The sequence below is a fragment of the Rhodopseudomonas infernalis genome (assembly GCF_022271405.1).
In the GTDB taxonomy this organism is placed as follows: domain Bacteria; phylum Pseudomonadota; class Alphaproteobacteria; order Rhizobiales; family Xanthobacteraceae; genus Rhodopseudomonas; species Rhodopseudomonas infernalis.
This window is the reverse complement of sequence record NZ_JAJNAL010000009.1, coordinates 1-20,155: the sequence shown is the minus strand read 5'-3', so window position 1 is coordinate 20,155 and position 20,155 is coordinate 1. Positions and strand designations below refer to the sequence as shown.

22 protein-coding genes are annotated in these 20,155 nt (G+C 68.1%); 9 read left to right on the top strand and 13 right to left on the bottom strand.

Translation table 11 applies throughout. The annotated features are described in order from the left end of the window. Positions 1–3: 3 nt before the first annotated feature. Complete coding sequence (locus LPW26_RS08345) at positions 4–390, top strand: Na+/H+ antiporter subunit G (RefSeq protein ID WP_238734182.1); 387 nt, start codon at positions 4–6, stop codon at positions 388–390. Positions 391–549: 159 nt separating this feature from the next. Here LPW26_RS08345 and LPW26_RS08340 read toward each other — a convergent pair whose 3' ends face one another. The 3 genes from LPW26_RS08340 to coxB are packed head-to-tail and all read right to left on the bottom strand — an operon-like array spanning position 550 to position 4,132. Beyond that, complete coding sequence (locus LPW26_RS08340) at positions 550–900, bottom strand: hypothetical protein (RefSeq protein WP_238734180.1); 351 nt, start codon at positions 898–900, stop codon at positions 550–552. Then, positions 897–3,431, bottom strand: a complete 2,535-nt coding sequence (gene ctaD / locus LPW26_RS08335; protein WP_238734178.1) for a cytochrome c oxidase subunit I — start codon at positions 3,429–3,431, stop codon at positions 897–899. Before ctaD ends, LPW26_RS08340 begins: the two co-directional genes overlap by 4 nt. Beyond that, entirely contained in the window at positions 3,428–4,132 is a 705-nt protein-coding gene (coxB, locus tag LPW26_RS08330) for a cytochrome c oxidase subunit II (RefSeq protein WP_238734176.1), read from the bottom strand. The genes ctaD and coxB overlap by 4 nt, the downstream gene beginning before the upstream one ends. A 21-nt stretch (positions 4,133–4,153) precedes the next feature. On the opposite strand from coxB, the gene LPW26_RS08325 reads away from it, so the two are divergent. After that, the gene (locus LPW26_RS08325) at positions 4,154–4,636 is read left to right on the top strand and encodes a DUF2231 domain-containing protein (protein WP_238734174.1); all 483 of its coding nucleotides are present in this window, start codon (positions 4,154–4,156) and stop codon (positions 4,634–4,636) included. On the opposite strand, the gene LPW26_RS08320 is transcribed toward LPW26_RS08325, so the two are convergent. Together LPW26_RS08320 and LPW26_RS08315 are read right to left on the bottom strand one after the other, a co-directional pair. Further along, positions 4,600–5,094 (bottom strand): CopD family protein, encoded by a 495-nt coding sequence (locus LPW26_RS08320; protein WP_238734172.1) that lies wholly within the window; start codon positions 5,092–5,094, stop codon positions 4,600–4,602. The genes LPW26_RS08325 and LPW26_RS08320 overlap by 37 nt on opposite strands. After that, a complete protein-coding gene (locus LPW26_RS08315; protein ID WP_238734378.1) occupies positions 5,091–5,855 on the bottom strand; it encodes a cytochrome c oxidase assembly protein in 765 nt (254 codons plus the stop codon). Before LPW26_RS08315 ends, LPW26_RS08320 begins: the two co-directional genes overlap by 4 nt. A 234-nt stretch (positions 5,856–6,089) precedes the next feature. Here LPW26_RS08315 and LPW26_RS08310 point away from each other — a divergent pair, with 234 nt between their 5' ends. Continuing rightward, a complete protein-coding gene (locus LPW26_RS08310) occupies positions 6,090–7,079 on the top strand; it encodes a Bug family tripartite tricarboxylate transporter substrate binding protein (RefSeq protein ID WP_238734170.1) in 990 nt (329 codons plus the stop codon). An 18-nt stretch (positions 7,080–7,097) separates the two neighbouring features. Here LPW26_RS08310 and LPW26_RS08305 read toward each other — a convergent pair whose 3' ends face one another. From LPW26_RS08305 to hutW, 8 genes are all read right to left on the bottom strand, one after another. Further along, complete coding sequence (locus tag LPW26_RS08305; protein ID WP_238734168.1) at positions 7,098–7,943, bottom strand: TonB family protein; 846 nt, start codon at positions 7,941–7,943, stop codon at positions 7,098–7,100. Beyond that, on the bottom strand, positions 7,940–8,374 hold the full coding sequence (exbD, locus tag LPW26_RS08300) for a TonB system transport protein ExbD (protein ID WP_238734167.1): 435 nt from the start codon (positions 8,372–8,374) through the stop codon (positions 7,940–7,942). Before exbD ends, LPW26_RS08305 begins: the two co-directional genes overlap by 4 nt. A 3-nt stretch (positions 8,375–8,377) precedes the next feature. Then, positions 8,378–9,175, bottom strand: coding sequence for a tonB-system energizer ExbB (gene exbB / locus LPW26_RS08295; protein WP_406677229.1), 798 nt, complete (start codon positions 9,173–9,175; stop codon positions 8,378–8,380). Beyond that, complete coding sequence (gene hutX, locus LPW26_RS08290; protein ID WP_238734166.1) at positions 9,168–9,695, bottom strand: heme utilization cystosolic carrier protein HutX; 528 nt, start codon at positions 9,693–9,695, stop codon at positions 9,168–9,170. The genes exbB and hutX overlap by 8 nt, the downstream gene beginning before the upstream one ends. A 15-nt stretch (positions 9,696–9,710) precedes the next feature. Further along, a complete protein-coding gene (locus LPW26_RS08285) occupies positions 9,711–10,043 on the bottom strand; it encodes an antibiotic biosynthesis monooxygenase family protein (protein WP_238734165.1) in 333 nt (110 codons plus the stop codon). A 68-nt stretch (positions 10,044–10,111) separates the two neighbouring features. Then, entirely contained in the window at positions 10,112–12,460 is a 2,349-nt protein-coding gene (locus LPW26_RS08280) for a TonB-dependent hemoglobin/transferrin/lactoferrin family receptor (RefSeq protein WP_238734164.1), read from the bottom strand. A gap of 179 nt (positions 12,461–12,639) precedes the next feature. Beyond that, the gene (locus LPW26_RS08275) at positions 12,640–13,302 is read right to left on the bottom strand and encodes an SDR family oxidoreductase (protein WP_238734163.1); all 663 of its coding nucleotides are present in this window, start codon (positions 13,300–13,302) and stop codon (positions 12,640–12,642) included. Positions 13,303–13,338: 36 nt separating this feature from the next. After that, on the bottom strand, positions 13,339–14,766 hold the full coding sequence (hutW, locus tag LPW26_RS08270) for a heme anaerobic degradation radical SAM methyltransferase ChuW/HutW (protein ID WP_238734162.1): 1,428 nt from the start codon (positions 14,764–14,766) through the stop codon (positions 13,339–13,341). 308 nt (positions 14,767–15,074) lie between these two features. Between hutW and hemP the strand changes: the two genes are divergently transcribed. The 6 genes from hemP to LPW26_RS08240 all read left to right on the top strand — a co-directional run bounded on the left by hemP (position 15,075) and on the right by LPW26_RS08240 (position 19,994). Continuing rightward, on the top strand, positions 15,075–15,275 hold the full coding sequence (gene hemP / locus LPW26_RS08265; protein WP_238734161.1) for a hemin uptake protein HemP: 201 nt from the start codon (positions 15,075–15,077) through the stop codon (positions 15,273–15,275). After that, a complete protein-coding gene (locus LPW26_RS08260) occupies positions 15,272–16,234 on the top strand; it encodes a heme/hemin ABC transporter substrate-binding protein (RefSeq protein ID WP_238734159.1) in 963 nt (320 codons plus the stop codon). Before hemP ends, LPW26_RS08260 begins: the two co-directional genes overlap by 4 nt. Then, positions 16,231–17,310 (top strand): FecCD family ABC transporter permease, encoded by a 1,080-nt coding sequence (locus LPW26_RS08255; RefSeq protein WP_238734157.1) that lies wholly within the window; start codon positions 16,231–16,233, stop codon positions 17,308–17,310. Before LPW26_RS08260 ends, LPW26_RS08255 begins: the two co-directional genes overlap by 4 nt. Then, positions 17,307–18,095 carry a heme ABC transporter ATP-binding protein gene (locus tag LPW26_RS08250; protein ID WP_238734155.1) on the top strand — a complete coding sequence of 263 codons (789 nt, stop codon included), beginning with the start codon at positions 17,307–17,309 and terminating at the stop codon, positions 18,093–18,095. Before LPW26_RS08255 ends, LPW26_RS08250 begins: the two co-directional genes overlap by 4 nt. A 351-nt stretch (positions 18,096–18,446) precedes the next feature. Continuing rightward, positions 18,447–18,851: a DUF3024 domain-containing protein gene (locus LPW26_RS08245; protein WP_238734153.1), complete on the top strand. Its 405-nt coding sequence runs from the start codon at positions 18,447–18,449 to the stop codon at positions 18,849–18,851. A 27-nt stretch (positions 18,852–18,878) separates the two neighbouring features. Further along, positions 18,879–19,994 (top strand): hypothetical protein, encoded by a 1,116-nt coding sequence (locus LPW26_RS08240; protein ID WP_238734151.1) that lies wholly within the window; start codon positions 18,879–18,881, stop codon positions 19,992–19,994. The last annotated feature ends 161 nt before the right edge of the window (positions 19,995–20,155 follow it).

Genomic DNA, 20,155 nt, shown 5'->3' with positions numbered 1-20,155 from the left:
GCGATGGCGTGGCTCAGCGAAGTCCTGGTCTCGGCGCTGATCCTGATCGGCGCGCTGTTTTTGTTCGTCGGCTCGTTCGGGCTGGTGAAGCTGCCGGACATCATGCAGCGGCTGCATGCGCCGACCAAATCCACCACGCTCGGCATCGGCTCGCTGCTGATCGCCTCGCTGCTGTATTTCGCGCTGATCCGCGGCGACGTATCGCTGCACGAACTGCTGATCACGCTGTTTCTGTTCCTGACCGCGCCGATCACCGCCCACATGATCTCGAAGTCCCACATCCTGCGCAACCGCGCCGTGCAGGAAGAATTGCCGCAGCCGCCCGGCGGCGAAGGCTGGGCCACACTCAAGCAGCCGCGCAGTACGGCGGATCAGGGCGCGGATATTTAGCCGAGCATCAACCCCACCGTCATTGCGAGCGAAGCGAAGCAATCCAGAAGCGCAGTGCACGGAGCTGGATTGCTTCGTCGCGGAGCCTGTGCCCGGACAGCGCGCAGCGCTGATCCGGGTGCTCCTCGCAATGACGGCGGGGATGGGGCAACGGTCTTGTCACACACACTGCGACAGCGCCGGGATCGGCAGGCCGGTCCATACCGTGGCGACTAGCGCCGTCACGGTCGTGCCGATCGCGGCCTTGCGAGTGAAAGCTGGCGTCGTCTCGTCGGAGCGCGGCAGGCGGACGCAATAAATCAGCAAGCCGATCAGCGCGACAATATGCAGTCCCCAGATCGCCAGCAGCACGACGCGTAGCAAGCTGTTGCCGCCGATCATCTCGCTCTGCCAGCCGAATGCGCAGCCAACCGACAGGCCGCCATACAGCAGCGTGAACGCCAGGGCCCAGACGATGAAGCCGGCGCTGATCAGCAGCAGCGATGCCGGACGCGTCGGCGCGCGGGTCATCGAGGCGCTCCCATCACCAGCGGCAGGCCGTACACGATCAGCAGCGTGCCGACCGCCAGCGCAGCCGTGAAGGCGCTCCACAGCGCGCCGATCCGCAGATCGACGCTGCGCCGCGCCGAGACATAGCCGGTGCGGCTGCGCCAGATCCCGAACCCAGCCAACACCGCGCCGACCGCGAGGTGCAGCCCGACATACAGCAGGATCACCAGCGTGGCGGCCGCGTAGGCGTGTCGCGTCGGGTCCGGCACCGCGGCGACGACGAGCGCGAGCCCGGCCAGCGCCGCGCCCTGCCCGATCACCGCCAGCGCCAGCGCGCCCTCGCGCCGCGGTCCGCTGCCGATAACGCGCCGCGCAGTCGCTGCGACGCTGGCGAGCGCCGCGAGGAGCGCGCCGCCTGCGATCAGTGCCACGCCCACCGGCGCCCACGCGATCAGCGCCAGCGGCGGCCAGTTCGGCGCCACCACCCACAGAAACAGCAGCCCGAAGGCCAGCGACGCATAGGCGGTGGCATCCGCCGCCAGCGTCAATCCCATCGCCCACAGCGACGGCGGCGACGCGGCCTCGCTGTGCAGTATCGCCTGCGCGCCGTTGCCGATCGGCAGTTCGCCCCGGTCGCTGCGCTCGCCCGACACCGGCGTCCAGGCCAGGAACATCGCCACGATCGCCGGCAGCGCCAGCACCGCGAGCCAATACAGCTTGAACAGCACCGCGGCGAAGAACACGCCCGTCACCAACGCGGTGAACAGCGGCAGCATCGTCGGCGACGGCAGCCGCACGATCTGCTCGAGCCGGCCCGACATCATGTCGACACCGAGCGTCTCCAGCCAGCCATTGCGGACGAAGCCGAGGTAACCATCGCCGCGCGCCAGCCGGTTGGCGAGCCCCGGCTGATCCGCGAGCGGCGACCGGGTCGTGACGTCGGGCAGCGCGCCGAAATTGTAGCTCGGCGGCGGCGTCGCCATCGCCCATTCCAGCGTGCCGGCGCCCCACGGATTGCGCGGGCCGCGCTTGCCGTGCAGCCAGTGCATGACCACGTCGACGGTGAACAGCGCGAAGCCGATCGCCATCACGAAGCCTCCGATCGACGACACCAGATTGAGCCATTCCCATCCGGTGTCGGCGCCGTAGGTGCTGATCCGGCGCGGCATGCCGAGCAGGCCGGTCCAGTGCATGATCAGGAAGGTGAGATTGAAGCCGATGATGATCAGCCAGAATGCCGGCACGCCGAGGCTGTGGCGCGGCACGCGGCCGGTGAAGTGCGGCAGCCAGTAATACGCGGCCGCCAGCATCGGGAAGATGAAGCCGCCGACCAGCACGTAGTGCAGATGTGCGACGACGAAGTGCGTATCGTGGACCTGCCAGTTGAACGGCACGATCGCCAGCATCACGCCGGTGAGCCCGCCGATCACGAACACCGAGAAGAACCCGAGCAGATACAGCATCGGCAGCTTGAGTTGCGGCCGTCCGGCCGCGAGCGTGCCGATCCAGGCGAAGATCTGCACCGCGGTCGGCACCGCCACCGCGGTCGAGGCCGCCGAGAAGAACGCCAGCGCCAGATGCGGAATGCCGACCGTGAACATGTGGTGCACCCACAGCCCGAAGCTGAGGAAGGCGAGCGCCACGATACTCACCACGATCCAGACGTAGCCGATGATCTCGCGCCGCGCGAGCACCGGCAGGATGGTCGACACCATGCCGGCTGCCGGCAGGAAGATGATGTAGACCTCCGGGTGGCCGAACAGCCAGAACAGATGCTGCCACAGCAGCGAGTCGCCGCCGCGCGCCGCGTCGAAGAACGGCAGGTCGAAGGCGCGCTCGACCTCGAGCAGCACCGAGCCGAGGATCAGCGGCGGAAAGCCGAACAGCATCATGAAGGCGGTGACCAGCAGATACCACGCCAGCAGCGGCATCTTGTCGAGCGACATGCCGGGCGCCCGCATCTTGAGAATCGTCGCGATGATCTCGACCGCCGCCGACAGCGCCGAGATCTCCACGAAGGTGATGCCGATCAGCCAGATGTCGGCATTGATGCCGGGCGTGTAGGCCTTCGAACTCAGCGGCGTGTACATGAACCAGCCGCCGTCCGGCGCCAGGCCGAGCGCCATCGCGATCAGCAGGATCGAGCCGCCGAACAGATAGCACCAATAGCCGTAGGCGCCGAGCCGCGGAAACGCCATGTCGCGCGCGCCGAGCATCTTGGGCAACAGATAGATCGCCAGCCCTTCGAACATCGGGATGGCGAACAGGAACATCATCACCGTGCCGTGCATGGTGAAGATCTGATTGTAGAGTCCGGGCTCGAGAAAAGCGCTGCGCGGCGTGGCGAGCTGGGCGCGGATCAGCATCGCCAGCACGCCGCCGACGCCGAAGAACACGAAGGCGGTGAGGATGAAGCGGCGACCGACGATGGTGTGGTTGACGGCGGAGAGCCGGCCCCAGCCCGGCGCCGTGCCCCAGATCCGCTCGAGCTGCTTGTGCAGGCGGACCGCGCTGGTCGCGGCCGCCGGCGTCTCGTCGCGCGGCGCGCTCATGGTGTATCCTTCGGGAGCTTATCGAGCCGGGCTTCGAACGCGTCGCCGTCGTGCGCCTGCACGGCGAAATCCATCACGGTGTGGCCGGTGCCGCAGAATTCGGCGCAGACGCCGCGATAGCGGCCGGGCTGCGACGCCGACAGCCGCACCACATTGGTGTGACCCGGGATCGCATCGACCTTGCCGCCGAGCCGCGGAATCCAGAAGCCGTGAATGACGTCGGCGGTGGTGACGTGCAGATCGGCGGCGCAGCCGACCGGCAGATGCAGCTCGTTGACGGACACGCGCGTGCCGTCTGGCCCGGGATAGCGGAACGTCCACTCCCATTGCCGCACCAGCACGTCGATCCGCACCGGCGCATCGGCGCGCGGATGCGCGAGTAATTTCTCACCGATGTAGAAGCCGTAACCAAGCAGCGGCGTCAGCACCAGCGCCGGCAGCACCAGCCCGCCGCCGACCAGCCACAGTTTTGGCGAGGCGCTGCGATCTGACGCGGGCTTGATAAACACCCACAGCAGCAGAGCCATCACCAGACAGAACAGCAGCGTGGAGCCGATCAGCATCGCCCACCACAGCGACGCGATCGCCTCCGCCGAAGGTCCCGCCGGATCCACGGTCGACAGCGGGCCGGAGCAGCCGGCGAGCAACACGCCGCCGCTGCCGATGACGCCCGCTTTGAACCAAGCGCGGCGCCGGCGCATTAAGCTGACGCGAGGTGCACAATGCCGAAGACGGTTGTCGAAGAAATTCGTGCTTACGATACCAACTCCATCGTGGCGCTGGCCGGTCATCCGATCCATGCGATGATGGTGTCGTTCCCGATCGCGCTGGTGATCGCCACACTCGGCTGCGACATTTTCTACTGGTGGGGCGCAGATCCGTTCTGGGCGCGCGCCGGACTGTGGGCGAGCGGCTTCGCATTCTGGCTCGGCGTCGCCGCCAGCCTCGCCGGCACCGCCGAGCTGCTGCTGGTCGAGGGCATCCGCAAGCGGACGGCGAGCTGGATGCATGCGCTCGCCGGCGTCATGCTGGTGTCGATCGCCGGCGCTAATTGGGGGCTGCGCTTGGTCGATCACGAGAACATCCTGCCGGTGGGCCTGATGATGTCGGCGCTCGGCTCGGTGTTCGTCGGAATCGCCGGATGGCATGGCGGCAAGCTGGTGTTCGATCACGGCATCGGCCTGATGGTGTCGAGCAAGGATTGAAGCCCGCCGGGCTCGCGCATCCATTTCGGGACCGCGGCGTATTCGATCGCGGGCTTGTCCAGGATCAGCACCAGGATCACGCCGATCACCGCGATCGTGACCACGGTCATTGTCCAGCGCCGCCACGGCGCGTAGTGCCCTTCCGGTTCGAACAGGCTCAGGATCACGTAGCCGGCCCGCATGTGAATGATCACCAACAGACCAACCACGACCAGCTTCAGCATCATCCAGGTGGTGAAGACCTCGCGCAGAAACAACAACACCGTGCCGGCCACTACCGCCACGAATCCCGCCGGCGACACCAGGCTGATGAACAAGGTCCGGATGTAGCGATGCAGTTCGACCGCCTCGCGGCGGGACAGCCGGCTGCGCCGGACGAACAGGCCCGGCAACACCAGCAGACCGCCGCACCACACGATCAGCGCGGTGATATGGATCGCTTTCAGCCACGCGATCATCGCGCGGGTTCGTCGGCGACGCCCGCGCCGAACCGGCTGACCAGCAGCATCAGGGCCGCGATCAGATAGGGGATTGCGGCCGGCACCCACATGATCAGTCCTGCGAGCTGCTGATCCTGCAACGCGCCGAGGCCCCACGGCGTGGTGACGCCGAGATGCGCGTCGTAGAGCGGCGTCCGCGCGAAGGTGATGACGGCGCCGAGCAGCCCCATCTGCACCACCGAGCCGAGCAGCAGCGCCAGCGCGCCGCCGAGCCGCACCGCCGGCGCCAGCACCGCCAGCCACAGCAGCAGCGCGCTGCCGAGCAGGCCCAGCTCCATCACCCAGAACATCCGCGTGTCGGCGAGCGCGGCCGCATAGGGCGCAGGCGCATGCCACAGCCACAGCAGCACCATGTGCAGCAGGAACGCCGCGGTGCCGGCAAGGCCGGGCATCCGCAACGCCGCCAGACGCCTCGGCAGTGACAGAATGAGCAGCGGCGCGACGCCGGCGACAAGCACGACATGATGCGCGACCCGCGCGGAAAACAGCGCCGACGTCAGCGCGCATAGCGGCGACACGAACAGCAGCGCCATCAGCGTCCAGGCAGCACCGGCCAATATCAGCCTGGGATTGCGCCCGTCGCTGATACGCTCGCGCATCAGCGCGCCGAGATGCAGCGCAGCGGCGCCCACGATCGCGACGATCAGCACCGGATCGAGATTCCAGCGGCCCAGCCACTCGGCCGGCAACGGCGCCGCGCCGCAATACGGCACGATCATCGCGGCGCGCACCGGCGATCCGCCGGCATCCGCGCGGCGAGCGCTGCAAAAGCATGACGCTGTCGCGCCGGGGAGACGTGCAAGATCAGCTCCGAAGATTGAGATGTGCCCTAATCGCCAACGCGCGCCTGCGCTGCGGGATGCACACCCGCGTGGTGGCAAATGGTCACAGCATCGCTCCATGGCTGGGCCCCGGCCCTTGCGCTAGCCTGAGAAAAAATCAGGGAGGGGACCATGTCTGCGACGATCAATCGCCGTCACTTCATTGCGGCCGGCACCACGGCGCTGGCGCTGCCGTTCGTCGCGCGCGGCGCATCCGCGCAAACGCAATGGCCATCGCGGCAGATCCGGCTGATCTGCAGCTATCCGGCCGGCGGCCAGACCGATCTTTTGGCGCGCGCGTTCGGTGACTTCATCTCCCGACAGGTCGACAAGACCGTGGTGATCGAGAACAAGGCCGGCGCGTCGGGCTCGATCGGCACCGCCGAAGTCGCGCGCGCCGAGCCCGATGGCCATACGCTGCTGTGCTCGATCTCAACGACCTACATGATGAACCGGGTGATGATGAAGAACCCCGGCTACGACATGGACAAGGATCTGACGCTGGTCAGCGCCATCCCGGGCGGCGGCCTGCTGCTGATCGCCAATCCCAAGCACGGCATCAAGACGCTGGACGATTTCGTCGCTTTCGCCCGCAAGAGCGGCAGGGTGAACTTCGGCACCTACAGCGCCGGCTCGGCGCCGCACATGACGATCCACGAACTCAACAAGCAATACGGCCTGAATATCGAGCCGATCCATTATCGCGGCGAGGCGCCGATGTGGACCGGCATGCTCGACGGCTCGCTCGACGTCGCAATGGGTAGCTACACCGCCGCCAAACCGGTGCTGGAAAGCGATCGCGGCACGGTGTTCGCGGTCAACTCCAAGAAGGTCGACGCCCTGCCGCAGATCAAGACGCTGCCCGAACAGGGGGCGACCGCGAAGTTCTTCAAGGTCAGCGGCTTCACCGGCTTCGCGGTGCCGAAGGCGACGCCGCAGCCGATCGTCGAGCGACTCGGCGCCCTCTGCGTCGCCGCCAACGAGGATCCGAAGGTGAAGGCCGCGCTCGCCACTTTCTTGCTGGAGCCTGCGCTCGGCTCCAAGGAAAGCAACGCGCTGTATCAGCGCGAACTCCCCGTCTGGCTGGAGAGCGCACAGGCGCTCGGCCTGCAGCCGGCGTGAGCTCCCGACGCCGCGGATCTATCGGACCGAGAAACTGACCGGCACCGAGATGCGCAGCGACGCCTGGGTCAGCTCCGGCGGAAACGCCGGCAGCGGCTCGGCGCGGCGCACCATCGCCAGCGTCTCGGCGTCGAGCGCCGCATTGCCGGACGAACGCGCCAGACTCGCGCCGAGCACCTGCCCGCTGCGCCCGACGGTGAACACCAGCGTCGCGGTGCCCTGCTGGCCGGCAGCGCGGGCTTCGGCCGGATAGCGCTTGTAGCGCTGCAGATGCGCGGCGAGGCGCTGCCGATAGGACGGCAGCACCGCCGCCGCCATCGCACCGGCCGCCGCGGCCATCGCGTCGCGCGCGCGGCGCTCGACATTCGGCGCGGCACTCGTCCGCGGCGCTGGCGGCTGCTCGGACGGATGCAGCTTGGCGACGCGCTGCGGCTTCGGCTTCACCCGCTTCGGCTTGTCGGGCGCCGGCTCGAGCTTCGGCGGTTCGGCCTCGGCCTTCGGCGCCGGCTTCTGCTCCGGCGGCAGCGGCACCAGCGGCGCCTCTTGAATCGGGGTCGGCGCGATCTCCGGCGCTACCGCGGCCTGCGCGACCGGCTCGGGCTCCGGCTCCGCGCTCGGCGCTTCGGCCTCCTGCATGGTCGGGCCGGGCGCGAGATCGAGCGGGCTCGCCTGCGGTGCGGCGGTGATGGGGGCGAGGTCGATCATCACCACCGGCGTCGCTTCGCCCGGAGTCTGCTCGTGCGCATAGGTGGCGAGCGCGGCCGCGACGGCGGCGGCGTGGACGCCGACGATCACCGCGGCGCAGACCAGCCAGCGCGACACGCCGGTCCGTTCCGGGAAGGCATGCAGCGCACAGGCATTCATCGCTCCCCTCCTTCATCGAGCCCGACCAGCGCGACCTTGAGATAGCCGGCGTCGCGCAGCAGGTTCATCGCCGCCATCAGTTCGCCGTAACTCACCGCCTTGTCGGCGCGCAGAAAGATCCGCTCGTCCTTGTTGCCGAGCGTCGCCGCGGCGAGCGCGGAGCCGAGCCCGTCGCGCGGCACGCTGTCCTCGCCGATCGCCAGCGACAGATCGGCGCGCAGCGACACGAACACCGGCTTGTCCGGCCGCGGCTGCGATGCGGCGGTCGAGGCCGGCAGGTCGACGCCGACATCGACGGTGGCGAGCGGCGCCGCCACCATGAAGATGATCAGCAGCACCAGCATCACGTCGATGAACGGCGTGACGTTGATCTCGTGCGTCTCGGCGAGTTCGTCGTCGCCGGCGCGACGTGTGCCGAGCCTGGCGCCCATCTGCTATCTCACCGCACGTGCCGGCCGCGCCGCCGGGCGTGCGGCTTCGCGGCTGATCAGCAGCATCAGCTGTGCCGAGGCGTCGCCGAGCAGCGCCCGATAGGATGCGATGCGCCGCGACAAATGATTGTAGATCACCACCGCGGGAATCGCCGCGACCAGGCCGAGCGCGGTCGCCAGCAGCGCCTCGGCGATGCCCGGCGCGACGACGGCGAGATTGGTGGTGTTGGCCTTCGAGATTCCCACGAACGCATTCATGATGCCCCACACCGTGCCGAACAGCCCGACGAACGGCGCCACCGCGCCGATGCTGGCGAGCAGGCCGGTGCCGATCGCGATCCGCCGCGCGGCGGCGGCCTCGACACGCTCCAGCCGCAGCGCGACCCGATCGGCAAAACCCTCGTCCTGCATGCCGCCGGACAGACTGGCCTCCCGCGCGACCGAACGGATCATCTGCGACACCGCATCGGCGGCCTCACCGCATTCGGCTTCGACCTGCGCCAGCGAGGTGCCGTTCTCCAGCAGGCCGAGGCCACGCCGCGCCTGCACGGCGGCGCGGCGCAGCTCGATCGACTTCGACAGCCACACCGTCCAGGCCGCGAGCGAAGCCAGTGCCAGACCGATCATCACGGTTTTGACGACCACGTCGGCGCCGAGAAACATCCCCCACGGCGACAGGTCACGCGGCAGCGCCGCCATCTCGGCCGCCGCGGCCGCCCGGCCCGGCAGCAGCGTCAGCGCGGCGAGCAGCAACGCGGCGGCCCGAGCGCCGCGCCGCGCGATATGATGGCGACTAGTCAACCGGCTCCCCGCCAAGCTGATCGGCGAGCACGCGGAATCGCGCCATCTGGTCGGCGCGCAATTCGCGCTTCTCGTCGCGGCCGACGAACACCTTGAACATGACGCCGCCACTCTGGTTCAGGAACGCCACGAAGGCGCTCGACTTGCCCATGAACGGACGCTCGACGAAAGCGACGGCGCCGCAATTGTCGTGCTTCAAATGGCCGTGCAGTCCCTTCGGCTGCATCAGGTTGAAGTAGCCGCGGCCGATCTCGCCGCGTGGCACCTCTCCGGTGAATTCGAAGATCGCGTCGTCACTGTGCACGATCAGCGTCACCTCGCCCCAGGTCGCGAGCTCGGCCATCGCCGGAACGAATCCCTCGCCCGGCCCGAGCCGCGCCATGCCGGCCGGCAGCGCTTCGATCACCTCGCGCGGCGACACGCCCCATTGCCGCGCGACGTCCTCGATCACCGCGCCGGGGTTCTCCGCCAGATGCGCCTTCAGATCGGCGGCTGCGGATTTCACGACGGACATCGCCATGCTGCTCTCTCCTTGTCAGGCCGCGGCCGAATTGCGCTCGGTGCGCAGCACTTCGAAGCCCTCGAACCGGGGGTGGCCGAGATACAGGCTCTGCCCGGTGTCATTGCCGGCGCGCGCATGCGAGCGGCGGAACTGTTCGGACCGCGTCCAGGCTTCGAACGCGTCTTTGTCGGCCCAGGTGGTGTGGGTCGAATACAGCGTGTGATCGTCCGCAACCGGTCCCTTGAGGAGATGAAATTCGACGAACCCGGGCATCTCGCTGAGATAGGACTCGCGCGACTGCCAGATCGCTTCGAAGGCCTGCTCGGCGCCGCGTTTCACTTGGAACCGGTTCATCGCAATAAACATCTCGTCTCCCCTGCCGTTGATGGACTAATCGCCGCCCGCGCAATGCTTCCGTCGCGGGCGGTGAAATTCTACGCTCCGCCGAAATGCACCTTGAGGCCGCCCTTGTAAACAATGCCGGGACCGGGGCTGCTGAACAGCACATCGTTCTGCGTGGTGCCGTCGGACGACGAACCGGGGATCGCATACGGACGATAATAGCTGTTGAGCAGATTATCGACCGAGAAGCTCAGCGTCACGTCCTGCGTCGGCCGGTAGGCGACGTTGAGATTGACGAGGTCGTAGGACGTCGCCGGCAGATAGCCGGACGGCAGATTGGTGTTGGCCGCGTAGGACGCCCATTGCGCCGCGATCGTCAGTTGCCGGTCGAGCAGCCGCACGCCGCCCGAGGTGACGACCTTGCGCGACGGCACCGAGCCGAGGCCGAGGCCGGTGTCCGGATTGGTCCCGCGCAGCACCGAAGCTGACACGCCGACGAACCACTGGCCGGCATCGTAGGCGGTTTCCACCTCGACGCCATCGATCCGCGCATGCGGGATGTTCTGATACTGATAATACTTGCTGGACACGCCCGATATCGGGAAGCCCATGAACACGACCCTGTACACCTCGGGGGTCGAGGCGACGAGTTCGATGTAATTGTCGATGTCGTTGCGGAAGGCGTTGATCTTGCCGCGGAAGCTGTCGCCCGCCATGAACACGTCGTTGAACTTGAGATTGAGGCCGAACTCCTTGTTCTTGCCGACCTCCGGCCGCAGCCCCGCGTTCGGCAGCAGGCAGAACAGGCCGCCGCGGCCGTCCGCGCAGGTGAACAACGCCGGCCCGCCGCCGGTGGCGTGCGCGCCCGCGATCAGCGTCTCGGTGATCGACGGTGCACGGTAGCCCTCCGCATAGCTGACATAGGGCGTGACCCCCGCCAGCGGCGTGACGCCGATGGTGATCTTCGGCGACAGCCGGCTGCCGCTCGCCGTGGTGGTGGCCGAGGTCAGCTCGTAATGATCGAACCGCGCCGCGCCGATCACCTCCAGCCAGCTCGCATAATTGTTCTTGAACTGGACGAAGCCGCCGGAAACCGTGCGCTCGCCGCTCGGCGTGGTGACGTTGGAGTTGCCGCGCGAATCCCAGGTCGTGACCTTGTCGTTGAAGGCGTCGACGCCGTAGGTGACCGCCGTGCGCCAATCACCGAAATCGAACCGGGTGGTGTTGTTGGCGTCGATGCCGATGGTGTCGAGCCGGTAGCCGCGCTGGTCGCCGACGCAGCCGGAGATGTCGTTGCCGACATTGCCGGCGCCGCAATAGGCCGAGCCGCTGGTCGAGTTGTGATAGGTCTTGGTCTGGTCGTTGTCGGTGCGGTTGCCGTACAGGCTGATGTTCCAGTCGAACAGCATGTCGTCCGGCCGCGAATATTTCCAGCTCAGCGTGCCGGTCGAGTTGCGCACGTTGGAATCATACACCGACGAGCCCTGATACAGCGCGCGCTGCGCCGCGGTCAGCACCGGGCCGCGGTTGAACTGGCCGATATTGTAGTTGTAGTCCTGGAACAGGCCGCCGATCTTGATCTCGTGGCCCTCGGCCGGCCGCACCGTGACCTTCAGCAGGCCGCCGGCGATGTCGTTGCCGGTGTTGCCGATCTCGGTGCCGGCGCCGTCCTTGTAGTTGCCCTGCGTGCGATACAGCGCGCCGCCGAACACGTCGACGGTGGGATCGACGCGGACGCCGCCGAAGATCGAGCCGAGCCCGCGCGCATTGTTGCTGCCGTAGGAGCCGGTCATATCGACGCCCCAGCGTTCGCCGGCGCGCAGCACGTCCTCGATGTCCTTGGTGCGGAACGACACCACGCCGCCGATCGCGCCGGAGCCGTAGATATTGGCGCTCGGCCCGCGCACCACATCGACGCCGCCGATCAGTTCGGGATCGAGGAAGAACGAGCCCTGCGCGTTGTGGCCGGAGCGCTGATAGTTCTGCCGCGCGCCGTCGACCACGACGCCGACGCGGCCGAAATCCTGCAGGCCGCGGATGTTGATCGCAGTCGAGGGATCGTCGCCGCGGTCCTGGAACGATACGCCCGGCGTCGCCACGAAGATGTCCTGCAGCCGGTTCGGCTGCAATTGCTGGATCTGACCGGCGGTGATGGCGCTGGCCGGCGCCAGCGCATCGATTGCCCGCTCCTCGGTCTTGGTCGCCACCACGGTGATGGCGTCGAGCGACTGGGTAGAGACGCCGGCTTGCGCATAGGCGTCGCGCGGATTGGAAGCTGCGGCCTGCGGCGCCGGCTTGGTCGCCTGCCGGCCGGCGACCGGCTTCTGCTTTTTCGGGTCGGGCGATGGCGCCGCGGTTTGCGCCGCACCGGGCGGCGCCACCAACGCGACGAATGATACGGATAATAACAGCGCACAGATGCGCGACCCCAGCCCCACCATGACAGCCCCGATCGAATAATGTTGATTGCGGCTGGCGGGCTCGCCCGAAGGCAGCTGGCTGGCAGAACGCCGTCGGCCAATGCCAACGGATTGCAATTTGGTAACGAAGCCCAATCACACGGTCAACGCCGCGACCGCCGATTAAAGTGATTATAAAGAAGCGCCGGCCCGGACGCTTACTACGCGTCGGCGAATTCACGGATGTCAGCCGGCTCGGCCGGCAGCGTCGTGCGGTCGACGGCGGACAGGATCAGCCGCGCGGTCGCCGGCGACGCAGCGACGCGGAGCACCAGTTCGGCGAGGTCGGCGCGCGCGATGCGGCCGTGGACCCGCGGATCCGCGTAGAGCGCGCCGGAGCCGGTCGGCGCGCCGTCGGTGAGGCCGCCCGGGCGGATGATGGTCCAGTCGAGATCGAGCGCGCGCAGATGATCCTCGGCGCGGGTCTTGGCTTCGAGCACCGGACCGATCGCCGCAATGATGCGCTCGGAGGCGAACGGCCGGCTGTCGCCGCAGGCGAGCGAAGAGACCTGCACGAGACGGCGCACGCCGCAACCCGCCGCCGCATCCGAGATCGCGTCGTTGCCGGCTTCGTCCACCAGCCGCCCGTCCGGCAGCGCGCCGCCGACCGACGACACGATCAGATCCGGCGCCACCCGGCCGACCACCTCGGCGACCGCTGCCGCATCGCCGAGATCCAGAACGGATGAATCGGCGACCCCGCCCAGCTCACGCAGTCGCTGGGCATCGCGGCCAGCGGCGTAGACGGTCCAGCCCCGCGCGGCGGCCTGGGCCACGAGATGCCGACCGGTGAGGCCGGTCGCGCCAAACACTAGGATCTTCATGCCTTCGTCCCCAGCCTGATCGACGACACAGCGACGCTAGGCGATTCCGCATCCATGCGCAGCCTCGGACAGCGTGGCCGATTGCAGCCCCGCCAGCAAGCCGCTGGTCAGGTTGCTGATCCAGAACGAACCGGCGCAGCTCGGCCGAAACCCGTCGCCGCTGAGGTCCCCGAGCCCGGCCGCCGCCCAGTTGGCGAGCAGCGGCGCGACCGCCACGCGGAAGCCGGGACGCATGGTCTCGACCGCCGCGAGATCGAGCTGCCCGGATTCCAGCCCCGCGGCGATCATCGCGTGCGCCGCATGATGAGCCGGCACCAGCGCCAGCCCCTCGACCGGCTCCAGCTGTTGTTCGATCATCTGGCGGCGCTGCGCGATATCCATGACGTTGCGCCAGCGATGGCCGTGCGCCTGCCCGCCGGCGCCCGCGCCGAACGGCAGGCAGGTGACGCCGCGCTTGATCGCCGCGTTGTAGCGGTTGAACTCGCGCGCCGACCGAACCAGATGCGACTGCGACACCTGCAACCAGCCGAGGGCCGTCAGCCGCTCCACTGCGTCCGCATAGATGCGCGCCTGCTCGCCCGGCGTCGCGGGCGGCGGCAGCTTGCCCTTCTCGACCGCCATCGCCATCGGCGCGCCGGGAAAGATGTTGAGTGCGTAAAGCGTGACGCCGTCGAGCCCGATCTCATCGACGGTCTCGATATCGCGGCTCCAGTCGCTCCGCGTCTGGCCCGGCAGCCCGTAAATCAGGTCGCACACCACCGCGGTGCGGCCGAGCGCCATCAGCTCGGCGAGAAACAGCGCCACCTCCGGCCCCGCCAGCCGACGGCCGAGCCGGCGCCGCACCTGCGTCGAAAACGTCTGCACGCCGATCGACAGCCGCGTGACGCCGGCGTCGGCGACCTTGGCGCCCTTCGCAAGGTCGAAGCCGAACGAGCGGCCCTCCAACGTGATCTCGCAGTCGCTGGTCAGCGGCAGATAGCGATGCAGGCCTTCGATCAGCCGCGCTAGATCGTCGGCCGCCAGCGCCGAGGGCGTGCCGCCGCCGATATACACCGCGTCGATCGGCGCCGACGCCACCAGCGGGGTTTGCGACTTGGCGGCGAGTTCGGCCAGCAGGTCATCCACATAGGCCGGCCCTGCCTCCTGGCGCCAGACATTCTGGAAGAAGCCGCAGAACAGACAATGCGTCTGGCAGAACGGCACGTGCAGATACGCCACCGCGGTCTCGTCGCGCGGCGTCGCGAACACGCGCTGCATCACGGTGTCGACGTTCTCGGGATCGATCGGCCGGCTGCCGCGCCATGGCGGCGAGAACGAACGCCGCTCGAACGCCTCGGTCAGCGGATCGCAGCCGACGCGCACGAAGTAATCACTGACGCGCACCGCGGCGCCGTGCGCCGGATCCCGGCCGTGCCCGGCCTGTGACGATCGGCCGCCCATCTGAGCCTTCAACATCCGCGTCATCGTCCCCGCTCCGCCTTCATGACGCGCGGCCGCGTGACGCCCGCGCGCGCAGCGCAGGTGCTGGCCGGCACGACCATCCTGAATTCCGATACAACTTCAATGAGGAGCTGGCGGGCGCTGCTGGTGCAGGGGGCTGGCTGGCCGTACTAGCATGGCGACCGCCTGGCGGATCGCCGATGCGGCGAACTTGACGATGCCCCCGTCACCCGTCAAGCGACGCACCACGCGTTTAAAATGATTGTAAGACACATTCCCGCGCGATGATCCTATAACGGCCGCTGATAGTTCAATTGATCGACGGCGACCTCATGATCGAACGCGCGAATACCGGCAGCACGGCGCCAGCCGGTGCTCACACTCCATCGACCACGCGCGCCATTCGGATGATCGACAATCAGGTCGAGAGCAGCGACTTGTTTTCGCTCGGCCGCGAGATCGTGATCGCACATGGCGACGACAAGTACCGGCTGCGCCTGACGTCTCAGAACAAGCTGATCCTCACCAAATGACGCGCCCGGCCCTCCTTCGCGCGGCGTGCGCGCTGCTGACGGCGACCGCCATCGGGCTGTCGTCGCAGGCTCATGGCGGCGGGCCGGTGGTGCGCGACGCGCACGGCCGCGACGTGATGATCAACGACACGTCGCGGATCGTCTCGGTCGGCGGTGCCATCACCGAAGTGCTGGTCGCGCTCGGCTTCGAGCGGCGCATCGCCGGCCTCGATTCCACCAGCACGTTTCCGCCCGAAGCGGTGAAGGATAAACCCAACGTCGGTTACTTGCGCCAGCTGTCCGCCGAAGGCGTGATCGGGCTGAACCCGACGCTGATCCTGGCGATGGACAGCGCCGGCCCGAAGCAGACCATGCAGGCGATCGAGGCTGCGAAGATTCCGCTGGTGTCGATCCCCGAGACCTTCACCGAGCAGGGCCTGCTCGACAAGATCAGGCTGATCGGCCATGCGATGCAGGCCGACACCGGCGCGACGTGCCTCGCCAACGCTGTGGCGCAGGATTTCGACCAGCTCCGGCTGCTGCGCGCCAAGATCACCAGGCCGCTTCGCGTGATGTTCGTGATGTCGCTGGTCAACGGCCAGGCAATGGCGGCCGGCCGCAACACCGCCGCCAATGAGATCATCGAGCTGTCCGGCGGCGTCAACGCGATCGACGGATACGACGGCTACAAGACCATCAACGACGAGGCCATCGTCGCCGCGAAGCCCGACGCCGTGCTCACCATCCGGCGCAGCCGCGACACGTTCGAGGCCGACGCGTTCTATGCGCATCCGGCCTTCGCGTTGACGCCGGCCGGCGCCAACCGCGCCTTCCTGGCGATGGACGGGCTTTATCTGCTCGGCTTCGGGCCGCGCACGCCCGCTGCGGCGCGCGACGTCGCGGCGGCGCTGTATCCGCAGCTCGCGCCGCAAGCCGGCAGCTTCAGCCCGAAGGCGGCGAGCGCCGACTGCCGCTCATGAGCGTGATGGAGATCGGCCGCAGGCGCACCGCGCGGTCGTTCCGGCCGCGCTCCGGCGCGACGCTGGCGGTGCTGATCGGCCTGCTGCTCGTCGCCGCAGGCGCGGCGCTGACCGTCGGCGCCGCCGGCATTCCGCTGTCGCGGCTGCCCGCAGCACTATTCATGCACGATGCGCAAGGCCCGCTGGCGCTGCGCGACCAGATGGTGGTGTGGTCGATCCGTCTGCCGCGCATCGTGACCGCGGCGATCATCGGCGCGTTGCTCGCCGCCTCCGGCACGCTGATGCAGGGGCTGTTTCGCAATCCGCTCGCCGATCCGGCGCTGGTCGGCGTCGCCAGCGGCGGCGCGCTCGCGGCGGCGGTGTCGATCGTGCTGCTCGACCAGGTGCTCGGAGCGAATCTCCGCTTCCTGCAGGATCAGTTACTACCGATCGCCGCGTTCGGCGGATCGCTCGCCACCACCATATTGTTGTATCGCATCGCCAGCCGCGCCGGCCGCACCTCGATCGCGCTGTTCCTGCTCGCCGGCATCGCGATCGCGGCGATCGCCAATGCGGGCATCGGCGTGCTGGTGTTTCTCGCCGACGACCGCCAGCTCCGCGATATCACCTTCTGGATGATGGGCTCGCTCAGCGGCGCGAGCTGGGCCAAGGCGTCGTCGAGCGCGCTGGTGCTGCTGATCGCCCTGCTGGTGTTCGTCAAGGTCGCGCGGCATCTCGATCTCTTGGTCCTGGGCGAGTCCGAGGCGTACCACACCGGCGTCGATGTCGAGCGGCTGAAGCTTTTGTCGATCGTGCTGGTGTCGTCGATGACCGGCGTCGCGGTCTCGATCTGCGGCGTGATCGGCTTCGTCGGAATCGTGGTGCCACATCTGCTGCGGCTGCTGATCGGCCCGTCGCACCGGCTGCTGCTGCCGGCCTCGGCCTGCCTCGGCGCCGCCATGCTGGTCGCCGCCGACACCGTCGCGCGCACCATCGTGGCCCCGGCGGAGATGCCGATCGGCATCCTCACCGCCGCGATCGGCGCGCCGTTCTTTCTCGCGCTGCTGCTGCGGCAGCGCAAGCTGGTCGGCCTGTGAGCGCGCGGCTGCAAGCGATCGCGGCGAGCTTTGCGACCGGCGGCACCACGCTGGTCGATCGCATCGACCTCAACATCGCGCAGGGCGAACTGATCGCCATCGTCGGCCCCAACGGCGCCGGCAAATCGACGCTGCTGCGGCTGTTGTCGGGCGATTTGCGGCCGAGCGCCGGATCGATCCGGCTCGGCGCGCGCGAACTGGCGTCGTATCCGCCGCGCGAACTCGCCGAACGCCGCGCCGTGCTGGCGCAGCACATCGCCGTCAGCTTCCCCTTCACGGTGGACGAAATCGTCCGGATGGGCGCCGGTGAACTCGGCGGCCGGCAGGCGAATGACGCCGTCGAGGCCGCGCTGCAGGAGGTCGGGCTCGGCGATTTCCGCAGCCGCGACATCACCACGCTGTCCGGCGGCGAACAGCAGCGCGCGCATTTCGCCCGCGTGCTGGTTCAGCTCTGGACCAGCGAGGCGGCGCGCGGCCCCGGCATCCTGCTGCTCGACGAGCCGACCTCGAGCCTCGATATCCGGCATCAGCTCGATCTGGCCCAGACCGCGCGGCGCTGCGCCCGCAACGGCACCACGGTGATCGCGATCCTGCACGACCTCAATCTCGCGGTGCGATTCGCCGATCGCATCGTGATGATGCATGACGGCCACCTCGCGGCCGACGGCCCGCCCGCCGCCGTGATGCGGCCGGAGCTGATCGGCACGGTGTTCGACGTCGACCTCGCGATCCGCACCGACGCGTCGGGCAACCCGTTCGTGCTGCCGGAACTGGCGAGCCTGTAAGGGGCGGTCGACGTCTCGAAAAATGCGGCGCATCTGCCCCCCTCCCCCTTGCGGAGAGGGGTCGGGGGTGGGGGTCCACAGCGGGAGCCTTTCCCTGGGGCGCCGCCACCCCAGCCCTCTCCCGCAAGCGGCAGAGGGAGCGCGCCGGTGCGCGGGGCGAGCCGCACGATGTGATCCACCTGATCGAAAACGCGGCGCGTCAGCCCCTCCCCGGCGTCCGCTCAAGTGCCGCAGAACTCTGGGGAAAGGCTCGAACCCGGCAGCGGACCACGATGACGACGGCCGTCCTGCGCTATACTCGCGGCATCGTGTCTGCGCGCGGTTGCGCGCCGCGTTTGGTGGATCAGAACCATGGCCGTAGTCAGATCCTGGGATCAAACGCGCCGCCCAAGGCGGGCGGTGAGCGAGGCGGAGAAGCAAACCATCATCGAAGCGTGCGAACGCCTCATTGCGGACTATCTGAAGCCGCGCTTCCAGCCGAAGATCACGCCCACGGAATTCAACTATCCGGTCGATATCGGCGGGGCATGGTCCGGCGGACGATATCGCTTTTTTCAGCGGTACCGCTCCGGGTACGAGGACAATCGTGGCGAGGAGTTCAACGCACCCTTCGCCCGGCTCGATTGTATCGGACCCGACAGCTTCGATATCTACTGGATGCGGCACACCGGCAAATGGTGGAGACTGCATGCCGGCGTGACTCTGGAGGAGGCGATGCGCCTGCTCGAGATGGACGGACTGCTGCATCCAGACTGAAGGCACCGCCGACCGGACGACCGAGCGATGAGCGAATATCAGTATTACGAATTCCAGGCGATCGACCGCCCGCTGAGCACGGCCGACGTCAAGGCGCTGCGCGCGCTGTCGACGCGGGCACGGATCACCAATACGAGCTTCACCAACACCTATCATTGGGGCAATTTCAAAGGCGACCCCGCCAAGCTGATGGAACAGTGGTTCGACCTTCACCTCCATCTGGCGAACTGGGGCACGCGCTGCCTGATGATCCGCCTGCCCCGCCGGCTGGTCGAGCAGGATCAGGTCGAGGCCTTTCTTCGCGGCCATGACATTATGCGACTGTGGACCAACGGCGACAATTTGATCCTCAGCATCGGCATTGATGCCGACGATCTTGACGATGATTGGGACGACAGCAGCCGCTGGCTGGCGGAGCTGGCCCCGCTGCGAACCGCTTTGCTCGAAGGCGATCTGCGGGTGCTTTATCTGGTCTGGCTGATGGCCGTCGAGGCCGAGGCGGTGGCCCCCGACGAAACCGAGCCGCTGCCAGGGCTCGGGCCGCTGACGCCCGCACTCGAGGCCTTTGCGGATTTCTTCGCGATCGACGGCGATCTCGTCGCGGCCGCAGCCGAGCGCGACGCGCAGCCGGGCCCGACGGGCGCGGCGGCCGGACCGATCATCGCCGCCCTGACCGATCAGGAGAAGACCGGCTTTCTGAGCAGACTATTCGAGGGCGACGCTCTCGCCGTCAACGACCTCCGCAGGCTGGTCCGGACGCGCTTGCCCGCGACGGCGCCCGTGGCGGCGCGAAGAGCCGGCGACCTGCGCGCTCGCGCCGAGGCGATCCGGCAGGCCCGCGAACAGGCCGAGGCGAAGAAAATATTGGCGGAGCAGAAGCAGCGGGACAAGGCGGCCTCACGCGCGCTCCGTGCCAGACTGGACGAGATCGAGCGGCGCGGCGATCGGGTGTGGGCGGAGATCGAAACCGAGATCCAAAAGCGCAACGTCACCGGTTACGACAGGACGATTTTTCTGCTCGGCGATCTGAAGGCGATCGCAGAAGCAAAGGGCACGACCGACGCCTTCGCCCGGCGCATCGCCGATCTTCGCCAACGCTACGCCCGGAGATACACCTTCATCGAACGGCTCGACCGACTGTAACCGCAACGGGTCATGTGGATCCGCTTCACTCGAAACGCGACAGCGCGCCTGCTCCCCTCCCCCTTGCGGGGAGGGGTCGGGGGTGGGGGTCCCCGAGCACTGTGCCTGCGTGGGGGGGGGGGGGGCCCCCCCCCCCCCCCCCGGGGCGGGGGGGGGGGGGG